The 19,806-nt window shown below is 73.3% G+C and carries 15 protein-coding genes; 6 read left to right on the top strand and 9 right to left on the bottom strand.

The window, feature by feature from the left end:
- Positions 1-41 precede the first annotated feature (41 nt).
- The 3 genes from ACRX5S_RS34820 to dapE form a co-directional block, all read right to left on the bottom strand.
- Positions 42-1,490: an alkaline phosphatase PhoX gene (locus tag ACRX5S_RS34820; protein WP_436777214.1), complete on the bottom strand. Its 1,449-nt coding sequence runs from the start codon at positions 1,488-1,490 to the stop codon at positions 42-44.
- Between the two features lie 209 nt (positions 1,491-1,699).
- Complete coding sequence (locus ACRX5S_RS34815) at positions 1,700-2,470, bottom strand: TIGR00730 family Rossman fold protein (RefSeq protein ID WP_436777213.1); 771 nt, start codon at positions 2,468-2,470, stop codon at positions 1,700-1,702.
- Between the two features lie 1,017 nt (positions 2,471-3,487).
- Positions 3,488-4,567 (bottom strand): succinyl-diaminopimelate desuccinylase, encoded by a 1,080-nt coding sequence (dapE, locus tag ACRX5S_RS34810; protein WP_436777212.1) that lies wholly within the window; start codon positions 4,565-4,567, stop codon positions 3,488-3,490.
- Between the two features lie 24 nt (positions 4,568-4,591).
- Between dapE and ACRX5S_RS34805 the strand changes: the two genes are divergently transcribed.
- Together ACRX5S_RS34805 and ACRX5S_RS34800 are read left to right on the top strand one after the other, a co-directional pair.
- Positions 4,592-5,509, top strand: coding sequence for a heavy metal transporter (locus tag ACRX5S_RS34805; RefSeq protein WP_436777211.1), 918 nt, complete (start codon positions 4,592-4,594; stop codon positions 5,507-5,509).
- A gap of 368 nt (positions 5,510-5,877) precedes the next feature.
- Positions 5,878-6,720 (top strand): hypothetical protein, encoded by an 843-nt coding sequence (locus ACRX5S_RS34800; protein ID WP_436777210.1) that lies wholly within the window; start codon positions 5,878-5,880, stop codon positions 6,718-6,720.
- Positions 6,721-6,942: 222 nt separating this feature from the next.
- On the opposite strand, the gene dapC is transcribed toward ACRX5S_RS34800, so the two are convergent.
- On the bottom strand, positions 6,943-8,097 hold the full coding sequence (dapC, locus tag ACRX5S_RS34795) for a succinyldiaminopimelate transaminase (RefSeq protein ID WP_436777209.1): 1,155 nt from the start codon (positions 8,095-8,097) through the stop codon (positions 6,943-6,945).
- Between the two features lie 5 nt (positions 8,098-8,102).
- A complete protein-coding gene (fdxA, locus tag ACRX5S_RS34790; protein WP_436777208.1) occupies positions 8,103-8,429 on the bottom strand; it encodes a ferredoxin in 327 nt (108 codons plus the stop codon).
- Between the two features lie 194 nt (positions 8,430-8,623).
- Here fdxA and ACRX5S_RS34785 point away from each other — a divergent pair, with 194 nt between their 5' ends.
- Together ACRX5S_RS34785 and ACRX5S_RS34780 are read left to right on the top strand one after the other, a co-directional pair.
- Positions 8,624-9,922 (top strand): GNAT family N-acetyltransferase, encoded by a 1,299-nt coding sequence (locus ACRX5S_RS34785; RefSeq protein ID WP_436777207.1) that lies wholly within the window; start codon positions 8,624-8,626, stop codon positions 9,920-9,922.
- Between the two features lie 2 nt (positions 9,923-9,924).
- A complete protein-coding gene (locus ACRX5S_RS34780; RefSeq protein ID WP_436777206.1) occupies positions 9,925-10,782 on the top strand; it encodes a transglutaminase family protein in 858 nt (285 codons plus the stop codon).
- Positions 10,783-10,827: 45 nt separating this feature from the next.
- Here the strand turns inward: ACRX5S_RS34780 and ACRX5S_RS34775 are convergent, their stop codons facing one another.
- The gene (locus ACRX5S_RS34775) at positions 10,828-12,456 is read right to left on the bottom strand and encodes a cellulose binding domain-containing protein (RefSeq protein ID WP_436777205.1); all 1,629 of its coding nucleotides are present in this window, start codon (positions 12,454-12,456) and stop codon (positions 10,828-10,830) included.
- A 208-nt stretch (positions 12,457-12,664) separates the two neighbouring features.
- On the opposite strand from ACRX5S_RS34775, the gene ACRX5S_RS34770 reads away from it, so the two are divergent.
- Positions 12,665-13,480, top strand: a complete 816-nt coding sequence (locus ACRX5S_RS34770; protein ID WP_436777204.1) for a class I SAM-dependent methyltransferase — start codon at positions 12,665-12,667, stop codon at positions 13,478-13,480.
- A 53-nt stretch (positions 13,481-13,533) separates the two neighbouring features.
- Positions 13,534-14,214: a hypothetical protein gene (locus tag ACRX5S_RS34765; protein WP_436777203.1), complete on the top strand. Its 681-nt coding sequence runs from the start codon at positions 13,534-13,536 to the stop codon at positions 14,212-14,214.
- Positions 14,215-15,323: 1,109 nt separating this feature from the next.
- On the opposite strand, the gene ACRX5S_RS34760 is transcribed toward ACRX5S_RS34765, so the two are convergent.
- The 3 genes from ACRX5S_RS34760 to mshB form a co-directional block, all read right to left on the bottom strand.
- Positions 15,324-18,164, bottom strand: a complete 2,841-nt coding sequence (locus tag ACRX5S_RS34760) for a VanW family protein (protein ID WP_436777202.1) — start codon at positions 18,162-18,164, stop codon at positions 15,324-15,326.
- Positions 18,165-18,467: 303 nt separating this feature from the next.
- Positions 18,468-18,863 carry a DUF6113 family protein gene (locus tag ACRX5S_RS34755; RefSeq protein WP_436777201.1) on the bottom strand — a complete coding sequence of 132 codons (396 nt, stop codon included), beginning with the start codon at positions 18,861-18,863 and terminating at the stop codon, positions 18,468-18,470.
- A 37-nt stretch (positions 18,864-18,900) separates the two neighbouring features.
- Positions 18,901-19,806: N-acetyl-1-D-myo-inositol-2-amino-2-deoxy-alpha-D-glucopyranoside deacetylase (gene mshB / locus ACRX5S_RS34750; RefSeq protein WP_436777200.1), on the bottom strand; the 906-nt coding region annotated here is incomplete at its 5' end.

The following is a 19,806-nucleotide window of genomic DNA, read 5'->3' as shown; positions in this document are numbered from 1 at the left end:
CCCCCCCCCCCCCCCCCCCCCCCCCCCCACGGCCGGTCTGCTCAGATGTCGCGGTGGGGCCGCCAGGGGCCCTTGATCGCGTACATGATGCCCGGGGTCTGCACGTTCGCGAACAGGATCTTGCCGTCGAGCGAGTACGTCGGGCCGGCGAACTCGCTGAACTCCGGGTCCTCGGGCGAGCCGAGGTTCAGGTCGTTGCGGGCGATCGGGTACGAGCGGTTGCCGCTCGTCGCGCCGACCAGGTGCTGCACGCCGTTGCCGTCCTCGGCCAGGATGACGCCGCCGTACGGCGACACGCTGATGTTGTCCGGGCCGTCGAACGGACCGTCGACGGACGGGTTCGGGTTGACGCCGAAGCGCAGCTTGAGGGTCAGGCGGCGGCGGTTCGGGTCGTAGAACCACACCTGGCCGTCGTGCGCGACGCCCGGGCTCTCGGCGCGCGCGAAGCTGGTGACGATGTACGCGCCGCCGTCGCCCCACCACGCGCCTTCGAGCTTGCGGCCGCGCGTCACGTCGGAGTTGGTGAACTGCTTGCGGATCGGCGTGGTCCGCGCGTCGCGGTCCGGCACCGGGATCCACTTGACCTCGTAGCTGGTGCCGATCTCGACGCCGCGCGAGAGGTCGTCGACGAAGTTGCCCGCGGCGTCGAACGCCTTCATCGCGGCGAGCGTTCCGGCGGTGTCGGACAGGCCCTTGAGCCGTCCGCGGCCGCCGCGGAAATGCCTCGGCGGCTCCCAGCGGTACAGGAGGCCGTTCGGGCCGCTCGCGTCCTCGGTCAGGTAGATGTGGCCGCGCCACGGGTCGACGGCGGCGGCCTCGTGGGCGAAGCGGCCGAGCGCCTTGATCGGCTTGGGGTCGCGGTTGGCGCGGGTGTCGTACGGGTCGACCTCGAACACGTACCCGTGGTCCTTGGTCGCGCCGCCCTGGCCCGCCAGCAGCTCGGTCTCCTCGCAGGTGAGCCAGGTGTCCCACGGGGTCTTGCCGCCGGCGCAGTTGACCGCGGTGCCGGCCACGCCGACGTACTCGCGGGTGCGGCGGCCGTGGCGGTCCGTCTCGACGACGGTGCAGCCGCCGGCGAGGGCCGGGTCGTACGTGTAGCGCGGCAGCGCGGGCACCGGCAGCTCGGTGCCCGCCATGGCGCCGAGCTCGTGGTTGACCACGAGCACGGTGCCGCCGCCGTGCCGGTGGTAGGCGGCGGTGCCGTCGTGGTTGCTCGGCGTGTACTGGCCGGACTCCAGCTTGGTGACACCGGCGTGGGTGACGATCTGGTACGAGAAGCCGGCCGGGAGGGCGAGCTTGCCGGCGGGGTCGGCGATGAGCGGCCCGTACCCGAACTCCGGTCGCCCGGGGCCGCCGTGCCGGTCGCCTCCCCCGTGCGCCGGCGCGGCGGACGCGCCGGGGGCGAGCAGCATCTCGGTGCTGCCGACGAATGCGATACCGGCTCCGGCCACGGCGGAGCGGCCCAGGAAGCCTCTACGGGACAGCGACATCGGTTCTCCTGCTCAGAGGGGACGGATGCGCGTGAGGACCACACGCACCTCCGGCACCGGCCGATCGCACCGGGCGGACACACGGTCCCGCGCGGCGGTGTCCGCCGGGTGAACGCGGACGGTCGGACGGATGCCGCACAGAAGTCCGTTCGTCCGCCTCTGGCAGGGGTTGTGACGGGTGGTCAGGGGCTGTCGGCACAGGGTGCGGATCAGCGCCCGGCGCGCCGCTCGGCCTCCTCCTTGTCGCGGCGGGCGGCGGCCTCGGCCTCGTCGAGGAGCACGTCGGCGTCGACGATGATGCGGACCGCCTCCTCGATGTCGTCGGTGACGTGGATGAGGTCGAGGTCCTTCGGCGATGCCTTGCCGCCGGCCACGACGCTGTCGCGCAGCCAGTCGAGCAGGCCGGACCAGTAGCCGCGGCCGATGAGGACCAGCGGGAAGTGCGTCACCTTGCGGGTCTGGACGAGGGTGAGGGCCTCGAACAGCTCGTCGAGCGTGCCGATGCCGCCCGGCAGGACGACGAAGCCCTGCGCGTACTTCACGAACATCGTCTTGCGGACGAAGAAGTAGCGGAAGATGAGCTCGATGTCGCAGTAGGGGTTGAGCCCCTGCTCGAACGGCAGCTCGATGCCGAGGCCGACGGACGTGCCGCCGGCTTCCTGAGCGCCCTTGTTCGCGGCCTCCATGGCCCCGGGGCCGCCACCGGTGATCACCGCGTAGCCGGCCTCGACGAGCGCCTTGCCGACCTGCTCGCCCAACGCGTACTCGGGACTGGCCGGAGGCGTCCGGGCCGAGCCGAACACCGCGACCGCCTTGCCGAGTTCGGCCAGCGCGCCGAACCCCTCCACGAACTCGGACTGAATCCGCAGCACGCGCCACGCCTCCGCCCCCAGATGCCGCACCGCCGCGGGGTGCGACGCGGCCACCTCGGCGGGAGTGGCGAACTCGGGCGGTTCTGCGGGAGTGAAGCGCGTATCCATGCCGTCCACACTGGCACGCGCAACGATCAGATGTACGGATTTACCCAACCGGCACGATCACATCATCCACCCGACGCCGAACGTCCCCGCGCGGGTCACGTGGACGGGGGTGAAGCGGTCTGGCCCGGGCCGACGCGCGACGCAGCAGCACGGCGAGGCGGACGGTGAGAGCGGACGCGTGGAGCGGGTGGGACGGTGGAGTCGGCAGGTGGCGAGGACTGCGAGGTGGCGGGCCTGCGGGACCGCTCAGCCACTGCACACGCCGGGTGGGGGTTGAGGGGTTGGCAGGGCGGAAGCAGGTCGCGCGGCCGCGCGCGTGGGGCGTTGTGCGCCGCCGCTCAGCGCCGGGCCGAATCCCGTCGCGCGGCCGCGTGTGGGACGTTGTGCCCGCAGCCGCCCAGCCGCAGCACGACATCACGCCGCCGCGCGTCGGGTGGGGGGTGACGGGTTGGCGGGGCGGAAGCAGGTCGCGCGGCAGCGCGCGAGGGGCGTCGTGCCCGCAGCCGCTCAGCCGCCCAGCCGCCCGGCCGCCCGGCCGCCCGGCCGCAGCACATCACCGCGCCGCCGCGCGTCGGGTGGGGGTTGAGGGGTTGGCAGGGCGGAAGCACGTCGCGCGGCAGCGCGCGAGGGGCGTCGTGCCCGCAGCCGCTCAGCCGCCCAGCCGCCCGGCCGCCCGGCCGCCCGGCCGCAGCACATCATCGCGCCGCCGCGCGTCGGGTGGGGGTTGAGGGGTTGGCAGGGCGGAAGCACGTCGCGCGGCAGCGCGCGAGGGGCGTCGTGCCCGCAGCCGCTCAGCCGCCCAGCCGCCCGGCCGCCCGGTCGCTCGGCCGCAGCACATCATCGCGCCGCCGCGCGTCGGGTGGGGGTTGAGGGGTTGGCAGGGCGGAAGCACGTCGCGCGGCAGCGCGCGTGGGCGTTGGATGCGGTCGGGCCGGTCGTCGCCGAAGATCGCGTCGCGTGGCCGCGCGCGTGGGCGTTGCGCGGGGCGATGTCTTGCGGTGGTCGGGTCTCAGGCGGTCACGTGGTCAGCCAGGTGCGCATGCGGTGTTCGGCTTCGGTGACGGCGGCGAGCTTGACGTACTCGTCCCGGGTGTGGGCCAGGGCGGGGTCGCCGGGGCCGTAGTTGACGGCTGGGACGCCCAGGGCGGAGAAGCGGGCCACGTCGGTCCAGGCGACCTTGGCCCGGGGGGTGCCGCCGACCGCGGTGACGAAGGCGGCGGCGGAGGGGCGGTCGAGGCCGGGGAGGGCGCCGGGGGCGGAGTCGGTGAGTTCGATCGTGGCGCCGCGTGCGACGGCGGGGGCGAAGATCTCGCGCAGGTGGGCCTCGGCCTGGTCCTCCGAGCGGTCCGGTGCGAAGCGGAAGTTGATCAGGACCGAGCAGGCGTCCGGGATGACGTTGCCCGCGACGCCGCCCTCGATGCCGACGGCGTTCAGGCCCTCGCGGTACTCCAGGCCGTCGATCACCGCGACTCGTGGCTCGTACGCCTCCAGCGCGGCGAGGATCGGCGCGGCCTTGTGGATCGCGTTGTCGCCGAGCCACGAGCGCGCGGAGTGCGCGCGACGGCCCTCGGTCGTGACGCGGATGCGCATCGTGCCCTGGCAGCCGCCCTCGACCACGCCGTCCGTCGGCTCCATGAGCACCGCGAAGTCGCCCGCCAGCCACTCCGGGTGGGTGCGGGCCAGGCGGCCGAGGCCGTTGCGGGCGGCCTCGACCTCCTCGTTGTCGTAGAAGACGTACGTGATGTCGCGGTTCGGCTCCGGGAGGTGCGCCGCCAGGCGCAGCTGCACCGCGCAGCCCGCCTTCATGTCGGAGGTCCCGCACCCGTACAGCAGCGGGCCCTCGACGCGCGACGGCAGGTTGTCGGCGATCGGCACGGTGTCCAGGTGCCCCGCGATCACGACCCGTTCGGCGCGGCCGAGGTTCGTACGGGCGACGACCGCGTCGCCGTCGCGGTCGACGGTGAGGTGCGGCAGCCCGCGCAGCACCTGCTCCACGACGTCCGCGAGCACCTTCTCGGCGCCGCTCACCGACGGGATGTCGACGAGTTGCGCGGTCACTTCGGCGGCATCGCGGGTCAGGTCCAGAGCAGCAGGCATACCGGCCACCATAGTCTTCTGGCTGTGGGCCAGAGAAAACGCAGTTCGGAGCGCCCGGAGCAGTCGGGCATAGTCGGCTGGGCGATCGCCCTGCTCGTCGTCCTCGGCTTGTTCGCCGGGGTCGCCGTCGTCGTGGTCAAGATGCTGCCGGACGGCGGCCCGGAGCACGACGAGTGCACGGTGACCGCGTCGGACGGCACCGCGGACTTCGATCCCGCGCAGGCGGCGAACGCCGCGACGATAGCCGCCGTCGCGCAGGCCCGCGGCCTGCCCGAGCGGGCGGTGACGATCGCGTTGGCGACGTCGATGCAGGAGTCGAAGCTGTTCAACATCGACTACGGCGACGCCGATTCGCTGGGCCTGTTCCAGCAGCGCCCGTCCCAGGGCTGGGGGACGCCCGAGCAGGTCCAGGACCCGGTCTACGCGGCCGGGAAGTTCTACGAGGGCCTGGTCAAGATCCGCGGCTACGAGACGATGCCGCTCACCGAGGCCGCGCAGGAGGTGCAGCGCAGCGCGTTCCCCGACGCGTACGCGAAGCACGAGCCGGAGGCCGCGGTGCTCGCCGCCGCGCTGACCGGCCGCGCCCCGGGCGCGCTGAGCTGCCGCATCAAGGGCGAGCCGGCGGCGGCGACCGCGGCGCCGATCCGCAGCGGGCTGGTCGAGGAGTTCGCGCCGGTGCTGCCCGCGCAGTCGATCACCGAGGACACCCCCGGCACGCTGTCGGTGCGGCCGGGCGACGACCCCGGACGCGGCTGGGCGATCGCGTCGTGGACGGTCGCGCACGCGGCGGAGCTGAACGTCCGGGAGATCGCGTTCGACGGCAAGGTGTGGACGCGGGACGACAGCGGCAAGGGCTGGCGCGTAGGCCAGGCCGAGGGCACCGCGGACGGCGGGCCGCCGCCCGCGGATCCGAACGTGGTGCGGATCCGCTACGCGGACTGAGGCCGGCGTCGAAGTAGAGGCCGGCCTCGGAGCAGGCGTCTGGTCAGGTGCTTGGGGACCGCGCGGGAGGGGTGGCGCGAACCGTGGCGCGGACGCCGAGCGTACGAAACGCGTTGCGGGGCGGGTCCGATCGGTGACCTGGCGGTGTGGCGTGCGCCGATCCCGCTGGTCAGGCCGTCTTCGGGCGGCCCGGCGCGGCCCGTTCCGCTACCCGTTTCCGGGGCCGCGCCACCCTCGCGCCGCAAAATTTCAACCACCCGAATGGAGCAGTCCCCGGAACCAATCGCGCACTCCGGCAGATATACCCGGCGTCCGGCCCGCCCGGTCCGGACGCCGCAATCTCGCCTGCCGAAAGATTGAGGAGCGCGATGTCGAGCACTCTCCCGCGCCGTGTGGCCCAGGCCGCGCTGCTGGTCGCCGCGGGTGCCGCACCCGTCGTGGGCGCGTCCACCGCCCACGCCGCCGCCCTGCCCCTGGGCGGGCTCTCCGGGGTCTCCCAGCCCGATGTGGCGGGCGTTCCGCTCGCCGCGCTGGGCGGTCCCGAAGGGCTCACTCCCGACGCGGCGAACCTGCCCGTGGTCGGTTCCCAGGGTCTTGACGGCCTGACCGAGTCCCCGCTTGCCGAGTCCGTGCTTCCGCAGACCGGCCTCACCGAGCGCCTGCCCGCGTCCGGCCTGGTCGAGGCGCTTCCGCAGACCGGCCTCACCGACGCACTGCCGCAGACGAGCCTGACCGAGGGCCTGCCCCAGGGCGACGTGTCGGCGCTCAGCGGGCAGAACCTCGGCTCGCTGACCCAGCCGGACGTCTCCATCGCGCGTCCGGACGTCTCCGACATGGCCCGGCCCGAGGTCGGCATGATCACGCAGCCCGCGGTCGGCAAGGTCCAGGGCCTCGCCGACCGGGTCAACCCGGACGTCTCCAAGGTCGTCGACACCGACGCGCCGGTCCCGGCCGCCGTCAAGGCGATCCCGGCGGGTGCCACCGACGAGGTCGGGCAGCAGCTCGAGGACTCGGTCCTCGGCCCGGCGATGATGGGCGTCGGCCCGTCCCTCCCGGTGGCCGGCTACGCCGCCGACAAGTCGATCAACGCGGGCCTTCCCGCGGCCGACGCGGCGCTGATGTACGGCACGCAGCGCCACCTCACCACGAACTCCGCGGAGACGATGGACGGCGTGAGCACGCCGCTGCGCGAGGTTCCGTACCACCTCTGATCAGGCAGCCGGTCTGAACCGACCGAGACGGATCAGCGGCGGATCGCGGGGCCGGGCGTCCGGCGTCCGGCCCCGTCCGCGGAACCCCGGGTGTGCGGGGCGGTACCGAGCCCCGCCCCGCACACCTGTCCTGCTTGTCGCGCGCTCGTGTCGGTTGCGCGGGTTCTGCGGTTTCTGTGTTGCGCGCGTTTTGGGTCTTCCGTACGCGCGCCACCGACCGCGTCAGGTGTTCTTGAGCCGTTCCGCGGCCGCCCGCACGCGCTCGTCGGTCGCGGTGAACGCGATCCGCACGTGCCGGCCGCCCGCCGCCCCGTAGAAGTCCCCGGGCGCCACGAGGACTCCGCGCTCGGCCAGCCATCCGACGGTGTCCCAACACGGCTCGTCGCGCGTCGCCCAGAGGTACAGGCTCGCCTCGGAGTGGTCGATGCGGAACCCGGCGGACTCGAAGGCGTCGCGCAGTTGCGCGCGCCGCGCGGCGTACCGTGCCTTCTGCTCGGCCACGTGCGCGTCGTCGTCGAACGCCACGCGCATGGCCTCCTGCACGGGGCCCGCCATGATCAGCCCCGAGTGCTTGCGCACCGCGAGGAGTTCGCGCACGACCGCGGGGTCGCCGGTGACGAACCCGGCGCGGTACCCGGCCAGGTTCGAGCGCTTCGACAGCGAGTGGATCGCGAGCAGGCCGTCGTGCGAGCCGCCGCAGACGTCCGGGTGCAGGACCGAGACCGGCTCGGCGTCCCAGCCCAGTTCGATGTAGCACTCGTCGGAGACCAGCAGCGCGCCGATCGAGCGCGCCCAGGCGACCACCTCGCGCAGCTCGGCCGCGGTGCGCACGGCGCCGTGCGGGTTGGCCGGCGAGTTGATCCAGACCAGGCGCACGCCGTCGGGGTCCGGGAACTCGCCGTCGGCGGCGGGCACCGGCTCGGCGCCGGCGAGGCGCGCGCCCACGTCGTACGTCGGGTACGCGAGGGCCGGGTGCACCACCTTGTCGCCCGGCCCGAGCCCCAACTGCGCGGGCAGCGAGGCGACCAGTTCCTTCGTGCCGATGACCGGCAGCACCGCGGCGGGGTCGGCGCCGGTCACGCCGAGCGTGCGGCGCATCCACCCGGCGACCGCCTCGCGGAGCGCGGCGGTGCCGTACGTCAGCGGATAACCGGGCGAGTCCGACGCGGCGGCCAGGGCGTCGCGCACCAGGCCCGGCGTCGGGTCCACCGGGGTGCCGACCGACAGGTCGACGATGCCGTCCGGATGCGCGGCGGCGGCGGACTTGAACGATTCGAGCCGGTCCCACGGGAACTCGGGGAGGCGGCCGGAGACACGCCGCGCCGCCCACCCCTCGGCGGGGGCGGGCGGCGCGGTGCGGTTGTGCGTCTCGGTCACGAGGCTCAGTCGCCCTCGCCCTGAGGCGGCAGGACGGAGATCACTTCGTGGTCCTTCTCGATCAGGCCCATCTTGGACGCACCACCGGGCGAGCCGAGGTCGTCGAAGAACTCGACGTTCGCCTTGTAGTAGTCCTTCCACTGCTCCGGGACGTCGTCCTCGTAGAAGATCGCCTCGACGGGGCAGACGGGCTCGCAGGCACCGCAGTCCACGCACTCGTCCGGGTGGATGTAGAGCGCGCGCTGACCTTCGTAGATGCAGTCGACGGGGCACTCCTCGATGCAAGCCTTGTCCTTCACGTCGACGCAGGGCTGCGCGATGACGTACGTCACGTGGGATTCCTCCTCATGGCGGGCTACGCCTTAGGTCGTTACGGGTGCGCGGGAGCGCGGCAACGTCGATGCCCGCCTCTAGTATCGCGGTGGTCCCGGGCTATCTCCTAGCGGGCCCATATCAGCAGAGATCACAGTCTCAGGTCAGCAAGGATCGGAGTGCTGGACAGGTGAACCGGATCACACCCGAAGACGTGGGCCGTCGTGTGTCGGTTCGCCGCAGACTCGACCCGGAAGGGGCGCCGGGCGAGTTCGGCGACGTCGTGGGCGACTTGACCGCGTGGGAGGGAGGCGTTCTGACCATCACCCGCAAGGACGGCAGCATCGCCCGGGTGGCGGAGCGCGCGGTGACCGCGGCGAAGGTCGTGCCGCCGGTTCCGGTGCGCGGGCCGTCCGCGCTGCCTCCGGATGTGCTGGCCGCGGCGAACGACCGCGCGTGGCCCGCGGTCGAGTACGCGGACCTCGGGGGCTGGCGGCTGCGCGCCGCGTCCGGCTTCACACGCCGGGCGAACTCGGTGCTGGCGCTGGGCGACCCGGGCATACCCGCCGCCGACGCGGTGGCGGAGGTGCGGGCCTGGTACGCCGAGCGCGGCCTGCCGGTGTACTTCCAGACCGTGGTCGGCTCCGCGGCGGACCTGCTGCTGGCCGGGGACGGCTGGGTTGCGGAGGCCCCGACGATCGTGCAGACGGCGCGGCTGGCGGGGGTGCGGGATCGGACGGTGCCGGTGGGCGGGGTCGGCTCCGGCTCCGCCTCCGGGCAGGGCGCGGCGGGGATCGCCGTGGAGATCGCGGACGCGCCGGATGGCGCGTGGATGGCCCGGTACAACCGGGCCGCGGCGTCGGGGCCGGCGGCGGAGGCGGCCTGGGCCGTGGTGAGCGGGTCGGCGGGCGCGCCTTCCGGAACTGACGTGGTGTCAGGTGACTCGCGAGGGTCTGGAGGCTCGGGAGGCTCCCTAGGCTCAGGCGACTCGGGCGGGTCCGGAGGCTCGGGCGACTCGGGAGGCTTGGGCAGTTCGGGAGGGTCCGGAGGCTCGGGAGGGTCCGGAGGCTCGGGCGACTCGGGAGGCTCGGGCAGTTCAGGAGGCTTGGGCAGTTCGGGCGGGTCCGGAGGCTCGGGATCCTCTGGAACGACAGTGCGGCACGCGTTCGCGGCCGTGTACGCGTCCGCACTCGACGCGCCCGCCCCGGGAACCGCCTCCCCCACCAAGGTCCCGATCGCCATCGGACGGGTCAGCATCGACCTCGGCGGGACGTCCGGACCCCGCGGCGCCGGGCTGCGCCTGGCGAGTTTCACCGCGATCGAGACGGACCCGGCGTACCGTCGGCGCGGACTGGCCCGTGCCGTGATGGCCGCGCTCACCGACCACGCGCTGCGGGCGGGGGCGACGACCGCGCTGCTCGGCGTGGAGGCCGACAACGAGGCCGCGGTGCGCCTGTACCGGGACCTGGGTTTCACCGACCACCACCGCTACCACTACCGCAGGGAGCCGTGAGGGTGAAGGACCCGAATGAGGCGCTCGCCCGACGGGCGCGATTCGCCGAGGTGGTACGCGCCGATCCCGTCGACCTGGCCGAGGCCTGCCTGCTCATGGGCGCCGAGGCCGACCCGTCCCTCGACCCGGCCGCGGGCCTCGCCGAACTCGACCGCCTCGCACACGCGGTCGCGGCGAAGCTCGCGGCCCCCGCGGACGACACCGAGCCCGCTCAGGCCGCCGCCGTCCTCGCCCTCGTCCTCGGCGCCCGCGCGGGCTTCGGCGGCGCCCAGGCGGACTACGCCGACCTGCGCTCGTCCCTGCTGCACGAGGTGCTGCGCCGCCGCCGCGGCCTGCCGATCCTGCTGTCACTGGTGTGGATCGAAGTGGGGCGCCGCGCCGGGCTGCCGGTGCACGGGGTCGCGCTGCCGGGCCACTTCGTCGTCGGTGTGGGCGATCCCGACGGCGACCTCGTCCTCGCCGACCCGTTCCACGGCGGCCGCCTGCTGACCGTGGACGACGCGCGCCGCATCGCCGCGAGTTCGGGCGGTTCGCCGAACGACCCGCACCTGCTGACGCCCGCGCAACCCGTCGCGGTGCTGCTGCGCATCCTCAACAACATCCGCGCGTGGGCGCAGAATCCGGCCCAGGCCCCGGAACGCGCCTGGACGCGGCTGTGGGCCGTCGAGTTGTCGCTGCTGCTGCCGAGACACCCGGCCGCGCTGCGTCGCGAGCACGGTTCGCTGCTCGTGCAGACCGGCGATTTCCTGGGCGGTGCCGCGGAGTTGGAGGACTTCGCCAACCTCGTGGGGGCGATCGACCGCGAACTGTCGGAGGCCGTACGGCGCGAGGCGCGCGAGGCCCGTTCCCGGCTCAACTGATCCGCGTACCGTCCCGGACGGACCACCCCCGAGCCGTCGGCGGCGTCAGCCCAGGAAGGCGCGCAGGAACTCGTACGGCACCTGCGCGACACCGCTGCACACCGGGTCGGCCGCCGTCGCCGCGTTGCCCGGGCACGCCCGGTCGCGGCCCGCGGTCCACCACGACAGGCGGCCGAGGTGCTGCTGTGCGGCGAAGTCCGCGAGCATGCGTGCGTCGTCCAGCGTGAAGACCTCGCCGGGCACGTCGTCGACGCCGATCATCACCGTCACGGAGATCAGGCGCCATGCCTGATCTTGCGTCAGGGACGGCCAGACACCGCGCAGTTGCCCGTGCACGGAGCGCGCGGTGAGGGTGGCGTACCGGCCCATCTGGCCCGCGGGGTCCTTGACGTTGGCCTGCCCGTAGTCCATCGCCCGGACGTTCACCGCGTCGACGCGCAGGTTGCGCTTGGCGGCGTCGGCCAGCAGCGCGACCGCTTCTGCGCCCAGGCCGTTGGGCAGTGCGGGAAGTGTGTACGTGAGTTCGAGCGTGTTGCCGGCCGCGTCGAGTTGCCTGCGCAGCAGCTTGAGTGCCTCGTTGCGGCGCTCGACGATGTCCGGCCGTCCCAGCGAGCGTCCTGCGACGTCGAGATCGATGCGCTCGACGCCGTAGAGGTCGACGACCTTGCGGTATGCCGCGGCCAGGGCCTCCGGGGACTCGCAGGTCGTGGCGAGGTCCGAACCGGCCGCACCACCGAACGACACGGCGAGGACCCCGCCGAGCGTGCGCAGTTGGCCGAAGCGCTGGAGTATCGCCGGGTCGTCGAGGCGGGCGCCGCCGCCCCAACTGGGCTCGCAGCCGCCCCCGTCCACGACGGAGGCGAGCGTCCAGTCGGCGACTCCGGTGGTGCTGACGGCCGAGTCGAGGTCGAGCGGGCCGGGGGCGGCCAGGTCGATGTACGGGCGGACGGGCGTGCGCGGCTGCGTCCCGCCGCCCTGCACACCGCCGGGCGCGGGAGGCGCGGTGGCGGTGGTGGTGGGGTCGTTTGACGGCGGCGCACCCGGGGCCGCGCCGGTCCGCGGCGGGGACGGGGTCGGCGTGGTCGTGGCGCGGGGGGAGGGGTCGCCGGGCCCGGTGGTCGCCTCGGCCCGTGGCAGGGTGCCGAGTTCGTCGCCGCCGTCCTCGGCGGACACCCCGCGGGCGCCGGTGCCGAGGCAGGAACGGCCGTTGATGCTGCACTCGACGGGCTGTTGGCCGGGGGGCGCGGGGGCGCCGACGTGCCGGACCTCGAATCCGACGACGGCGGTCTCGCCGGGTCTCAGGTCGTGGTTCCACTCGCGGGCGCGCACGGTGTAGCGCGCGCCGTCCTGGTCCATGACGCCGTTCCAGAGTGTCGCGACCTCGCTGCCGGGGGCGAGGCGGAAGCGCAGCGTCCAGCCGTGGGTGGTCTCGTCGCCTGTGTTGCGTACGACGTACTGCGCGCTGAAACCGGATTCCCAGCTGCCGGTTCGCACGTATTCGGCGGTGAGGTCGGTGGTCGTGCGGTCGCCGCCGAGCGCCACGACGAATACGGCGGGCAGCGCGGCGAGGACAACAGCGGTGACGGCCCAGCGCACCCGCCCGCGCAGGGGCGCGAGCGCACGCGAGGTCGCAGCCGGGCGTCTTCCCGGCGCATTCGCGCGGCGCAGCCCCATGGCCCTGCCTCCGAAGTGCGGCACAAATCCGAGGGGTTGGTCCCGGAGCCCCGGCCCGGCGAACCGACGCTCGGCGAGCCGCCGCCGGTGGCGCATGGACTCTACTCGGTCGATTCGCCGCACCGAGGGTTACGGCGCGCACACCCGTCCCGGTTCTTCGTCACACTGCCGCAAGCCGTCTCACTATTCAAGAAATGAGTCTCAATTCTTGAACACGACCCTTATGCTGCAAGGCATGACCTGGAACGCGATGCAGTATGACAACAACTTCGCCTACGTCTCGGCATACGGTCGCGGAGTGGTGGACCTCCTGGCTCCGCGCGCCGGGGAGCGGGTGCTCGACCTGGGCTGCGGGACGGGCGACCTGGCCGCGGAGATCGCCGCGGGCGGCGCGCGGGTGCACGGGGTCGACGGCGATGCAGAGATGATCCGTACCGCGGTCGCGAAGCACGGGCAGGCCGAAGGCGCACCGACGTTCGCGGTCGCGGACGGCCACGCACTGCGGGTCGACGAGCCGTTCGACGCGGTGTTCTCCAACGCCGCGCTGCACTGGATGACGCGTCCCGACGAGGTGGTCGCGGGCGTGTACGCGGCACTGCGGCCGGGCGGGCGGTTCGTCGCGGAGTTCGGCGCGCGGGGGAACGTGGCGGCGCTGATCGACGGGCTGAGGACCGCCGCGGCGGAGGTGGCGCCGGGCGTACCGGTCGAACTGCCGTGGTACTTCCCGTCCACGGCCGAGTACGCGACACGGCTGGAGAACGCCGGGTTCGAGGTCCACACGGTGCACTGGTTCGCGCGGCCGACGCCGCTGAGTCCGGGCGACACGGCTGCGGACTGGTGGCGGATGTTCGGCCCGTCGGTGCTGGCACCGTTCCCGGACGAGACACGCGCGGCGGTGCTGGCCCGCACCGACGAACTGCTGCGGGAGCGCCTGGCCGACGCGGAGGGGCAGTGGTTCGCGGACTACGCCCGCCTGCGGTTCACCGCCGTCCGGCCGCAACCCGGAGGCTCCGACGGGCGTTGATCCTCGGACGCGCGAAGGCGTTCCCGCCGGGAGCGCGCGGGTACGGTGCCCTCATGCTGCACCTGACCGACACCCCGACCGGCCACCCGCAGCCCGCCGCCCCACCCGGCACGAGGCGGCTGCGGGTGGCCTACTGCCCGGCGTCCCTGCGGGCCGCGCTCACCGCGGACGTGCTCCGGCGCGCCGCCGAACGCCACCACATGGTCGTCACCCTCCACCGACACACCTGCGACCGCCCCGAACTCCCCGACCCACTGCGCTACAACATCCACCCGCCGACCCCCGAGGCCCCCGACGCACCCGTCGACGTGCACATCACACCCGAGGGCCACACCGACTCCGACGTCACCGCGCGCATCCTGCGCACCGTCCCGCAGGACCCCGCTCCCGAATCCCCCGAGGCGAATTCCTGGGCCGACGCCGACCCCTTGGCCCTACGCCTGGCACTGCTCACGTCCCCCTCCGACCCCACCCCCGACGCCGAACACCTGGCACTCCTGCGCAAAGACGTGGCCCGCTTCGCCGAGTCCCCCTCCGCGGCGATGGCCGCCCCCGAAGTGGCCCAATTCCACGCCGCGATCGACAACGACCTGGACACCCGCCAAGCCGTAGCCTTGGCCAACGCCCTGCACACCAACGAAGCGTTGTCCCCGGGCACCCGCTTCGAGTCCCTGATCCACCTGGACCGCACCCTGGGCCTGGACCTGGCCCGACAAATCGGCCAACTCCCCTGAGACAGCGGGCCGACGGCGGGTCGAGGAAGCGGCGTGCGGCGGGACGCGGGCCGTGCCGCACCCGCCTGGCGTCACTCCCGAGCCACCCACACGCGACCCGCGACCCCACGCGCTCGGCAACAGCACCGATCGCTCGTCCCCACCCACGCCTGACAGCGGAAAGCCGTGGCGCAGGCAGTGGTGGCGGGCAGTGGTGGCGCCGGGATCCACGACAGGCGGCACCCGATCGAAAACCGCCCGATTCGCCCCGCGTCACCAACCCGCGCCCAACAGCACGGACCGCTCACCCCCACGGAAAGCCGTGGCGCAGGCAGTGGTGGCGGGCAGTGGTGGCGCCGGGATCCACGACAGGCGGCACCCGATCGAAAACCGCCCGATTCGCCCCGCGTCACCAACCCGCGCCCAACAGCACGGACCGCTCACCCCCACGGAAAGCCGTGGCGCGGGCAGGGGTGGTGGGCAGTGATGCTGGCGCGCACTGGTGGCGCCGGGATCCGCGACAGGCGGCACCCGATCGAAAACCGCCCGATTCGCCCCGCGTCACCAACCCGCGCCCAACAGCACGGACCGCTCACCCCCACGGAAAGCCGTGGCGCGGGCAGGGGTGGTGGGCAGTGATGCTGGCGCGCACTGGTGGCGCCGGGATCCGCGACAGGCGGCACCCGATCGAAAACCGCCCGATTCGCCCCGCGTCACCAACCCGCGCCCAACAGCACGGACCGCTCACCCCCACCCACGCCTGACAGCCGAAAGCCGTGGCGGGGGCAGTGCTGACGCGGGCAGTGTGGTGGCGGGCAGCGGTGGCGCGGCGACTGCCAACGAGCGGTACCCCGGCGCAAAATCCGCACAACCTCGCCGCACCATCAACCACGCGCAACGGCACACAATCGCTCAGGCCCACCCGCCCGGGCCTCGCCGGCCTCGCCACACCGCAATCGCGCTCGCGTGGTCGCCTGGCGGGGGCGGGTCCCATACCAGGTGCGGTTCCGGCGAGTCGGGCTGTGGGGCTGTCCTTTGCGCGCGTCGCGCGTGTCGGTGGCTCGGGGGCGACGGGCCTTGCGCCGATGCCCCCGCCCGCTGCGGAGATTGCGCGGGCGGGGGGAACGGTGTCAGTCGCTTGTTCCGCCGGTTGCGGACGGGGATGCGCCGGGGGACGGGGTACCCGCCGCAGGCGGGGCCGCGCCGCAGATGATGTTGTCGGCGGGGTCGTAGCGGGTGTGGAACTGTTCGCGGCGGACTTCCTTGCCGGCCTGGAGGAAGACGCGGGTCACGTCGATCTTGAAGCCCTGCGAGGCCTCCTGGGCGACGCAGCCCGCGCTGGTGTCGTGCACGGTCTTGGGGGCGACGAGGTCGTACTTGGCGGAGCTGACCGACTTGATCTGGTCGTACTTCTTGGTGCCCAGCAGGGTCACGGTGATGGTCGAGTCGGTGTACGAGGTGTCGATGTAGATCGGCTTGCCGGAGTCGTTCTGCCACTCCAGGTCGAGCGAGGGCCACGCCACGGTGGCCTCGCGGCCGGCCGGGTAGCGGTTGATCCAGAAGCTGTGCGGCTTGTGCTGGATGTCCTTGAGACCGCCGAAGAAGACGGCGTTGAACATCGTCGTCGCGACCTGCGAGACGCCGCCGCCGAAGTCCGTCTGGAAGCGGCCGTTGTTGATGATCGTGCCCTTGGCGAAGCCGTTCTCCGCGGTCCGCTCGCCGACGGTGTCGTTCAGCGACCACTTCTGGTTGGGCATGACCACACTGCCGTCGATGAGGTCCGCGGCGCGGTGGATGTTGGTCAGGCGGTAGGCGGCGTACGGGTAGTTCGTGGTGTATGTCGCGACCACCTCCTTGACCCCCAGCGCCTCCGCCTTCGCGGTCGTGAACTCCGGCTCGACCGGCCCGAACGTCACCGGCGCGGTCCGCCCGCTGGTCTTCGTCAGGACGCCCAGCAGCGCCTGCGCCGCCGTCTCGCCGGACACGCCCTGCCCCGGCTTCGACGGCACCACCACGACCTTGCCGTTCTCGACCTTGAACGACGCGTCCACCGGCTTCTGGCCGACCGCCGAGAAGGTGTTGCCCAGCGCGTCCTGCAACCCGGCGGTGTCGATCTTCGGGTTCAGCCGCCCGTTGGCGTCCGGCTCCATCGTGAGGTACTTCGCCAGCGTCGCCGGGTCGAGGTTGAGCTTGGCCTTGCCCGCGGTCAGCGTCACCGGGCCCGACATGGCCGGCACCGCGAACTCGCGCATGGCCCGGTCCACTTCCGCCTGCGTCACCTTCGGCGTGGACAGCTTCGTCGGCAGGACGACCGGGTTGCCCTTCTCGCCGCCCTCGCCGGACAGGTAGGCGTCCCGGATGAGCGAGACCGCGGCCTGGACGTCCAGCACCTGCACGGCCTGCGGCGGGATCGCCGTCGCCTTGCCGCCCGCGAAGGACACGCCGCCCTCGCGCTGCTGCTCGCCGGCCTGCGCGGCCATCTCCTCCAGCGCGGCGGCCAGTTTGGCCGGGTCCTCGAAGGTGCGCGGCTTGACCTCGCGGCTGCTGCCGAACATCGCGGGGACCGACTTGAGGGGGTTCAGGGTGCGCTCGGCGGCCCGGTCGACGGTGCCGCGGGTGTCGAAGATCAGACCGGCGTTGGGCGGGTCGAGGGTGAGCTCCTTGTCGCCCAGCTTGACCGCGAAGGGGCCGGACGCGCGGTCGCCGAGGTTCTGCTCCAGTGTGCGCACGGCCTCGGTCTTGGACTGGCCGCCGATGTCGATGCCGAGCACCGAGGTGCCGCGCGGGACGCCGCCTCCGGCGTACGCGAGGGACCCGCCGTACACGCCGCCGACCAGGGCGAAGACGGCGGCGGACGCGACGATTGCCAGGCGCCGCTTCCGGCGCTTGGCGGCCACCGCGGGCGGGACGGGCGCGCGGCGTCCGGCCTCCTGCCGGTTGGCGCCCGGGGCGGTCTGCGGGTCGGACGCGGGGTCGACGCCGAACTCGTGGTCGTCGACGTCGTCCCAGCCGCGCTCGTCGTAGTCCGGGTAGCCGTCCTCGGGGCGGCCGACGGGCGCCTGCCCGCGCAGCACGACCGGCGGGATCGGGCGCGAGCCGGGGATCTTGATGCTGACGCGCGTGGTCATCGTCTGGTCACCGGCGTCGGCCCCGGACTGCTCCTCGGTCAGGCCCTCGGGAGTCGTCGGCGTTTGCAGGTCGGCCGGCGGACCGAACGCCCCGATCAGGCTGCGCCGTCCGGCCCGGGTCGGCAGCCCGCCCGCGCCGCGGTCGCCTCCGGAGCCCTCGCCACCGGGCGTTCCGGGCATGCCGGACAAACCCGGGGCACCTGAACTGCCAGGAATACCAGGAGCGCCGGACACGCCGGAGGATTCGGGTACACCCGGATTGCCCGAGGCGGGCGACTCGGTGCGCGGCCCGGGGTAGCCGCCGGAGTACGACGGCGCCTCCGGGTGGCCGGGCGCGTCCCCGAAGCTCGGGGTGTCCGAGTACGAGGGCGCGGCCGGATAGGTCGGCGTCTCCGGGTACGACGGTGCCCCGGGCGCTCCGGGCACCCCCGGCGTCCGCGCGGCGTCCGGAATCCCCGGGTCCGCGAAGCCGCCGCCCGGAACGGGCCCTTGACCCGCCCCGAGCCCTTGGCCGTGCGCCGGCTCCTGAACCGCCCCCTGGCCGGGAACCGGGCCCGGAACTTGCCCGGGAACCTGTCCCGACCCGGCCGGGCGTACCGGCTCGTCGTCGAACCACGCGTCGAACGCGGCCGGGTCGCGCGGCGGCAGCCGGTCGTCCGGGTACCCGGAGGTGCCCCCCTGCGACGGCGCGTCGGCCGTCGGGAAGGGCATCGGCGGAGCGGGCGTCCCCTCGGGTGGCACCGAGCGCGGCGGTGGCTCGGTCCGGTCGGACGGTCGCCCGAAGAAGGGGTGCGGCTCCTCGCCGGGCACGCCGGAGGGCGTGGTGGGATGGTCGTTGCTCACGACGAACGAACTCTCCGTTGCGATCTTCGACCGCCCCAAGAGGCGGCCACCGACGACCGGTTGCGTCTGACGGCTCCCGCGACCGACCGAATGATGATCGTATGCGGCGCGCCGTACCGGGACGGAACCGCGTACCTTGACGGCACACGTGGGGCCAATGAACTTGAATACTTGGCCGCTACAGGCGGAGCAACGAATGCGGCGCGCCGGAAGTTACGTTCGCACTCCGGGCGGCCTGGACGTGTCCGACTCAGCGGCCTCGCCCCACGGCCCCGCACAACGAGCATGCGGGGGCCGGGTGCCTTACTTGCCGCCTCCGGGCAGTCGTTCACCCGAAAGAAGTAGCGGACGGCTTGCGCCGCCCCACGGTTGCATGGCGACCATCGCACCGACGATGGAGCCGCCGAGCAGGTACAGGTAGGACGTGAACCCCCCGGTGAACACCCAGTCGCCCTCGGGCCGCGGCGCCGCCGCGATGTAGAAGACGGTGACGAGCCAGGCGGCGGCCGGGACGGCCGCCCCCGCTCTGGTGTCCATCAGCAGGCCGCCGGCCACGAACAGGCCCGCCGCGCCGGCCAGGGCGATGATCAGCCCGCCCGGCACATAGGCCGCCTGGGCGAACGCCCCGAGCACACCCGCCGCGATGCCGAGTGCGAACAGGAGGACGTACGCCGCGATCCGGCCGACCTTGGAAATCACCGATGCACTGTAACCCGCCCGCCGTGGAGCGCGGCGGTCACCCGCGCAGCCCGGCGAACAGATCGTCCTCCAGACCACCCGGCCCGACCGGCCCGCGGTCGCCCTTGACCAGGCGATAGTGCTCGACGGACAGGATCGACTGCCCGACGTTGTTGGACAGCGCGAAGAAGGCGTCGTCCGTCGACACCTGGGTCGGGTACGAGCGCAGCGCCTCCACCTTGGCCTCGAAGAAGCCGTCCGCCGGCACCGCCGTGGTGACCAGCGCGTCGTCCACCACGAACGGCAGGTCGTCGATGTCGACCACCTCGAACGGCAGTTCCCTGCCCTCGGCCTTCATGCGCTCGAAGCTCTCCTTGAGCACCGAGCGCGGCATCGCGTTCCAGTAGATCTTGTCGACCGCCCACGGCTCGCCGCCGCCGTATGCCGGATCGGCGGCCAACTCGGCGGCCCGCATCGCGACGCGGTGCGCCTGGATGTGGTCGGGGTGGCCGTACCCGCCGATCTCGTCGTACGTCACCAGCACCTGCGGCCGGACCTCGCGCACGACGGGCACCAGGTGGCCGGCCGCCTCGTCGACGTCGGCCTGCCAGAACGCGTCGGGCCGCTCGTTCGGCGGCGTGCCCATCATCCCGGAGTCGCGGTAGCGGCCCGGCCCGCCCAGGTAGCGCTGGTCGTCGACGCCGAGGGCCTTCATCGAGTCGGCCATCTCGGTCATGCGGTGCGCCCCGAGCCCGTCCTCGCGGTCCGCGGCGAGGTGGGCCAGCTCGGGCACGAGGATCTCCCCCTCTTCGCCGAGCGTGCAGGTCACGAGGGTGACGTGCACGCCTTCCGCGGCATAGCGGGCCATGCTCGCACCGTTGTTGATCACCTCGTCGTCCGGATGGGCGTGCACGAGCAGCAGGCTGAGCGGGGTCGCGGGCGGGGTGGCGGGCGCATCGGTCAT

The organism is Yinghuangia sp. YIM S09857 (assembly GCF_051388915.1).
GTDB lineage: Bacteria > Actinomycetota > Actinomycetes > Streptomycetales > Streptomycetaceae > Yinghuangia.
Note: the sequence above shows the minus strand (reverse complement) of the source record. Positions and strands in the feature narration are given on the sequence as shown.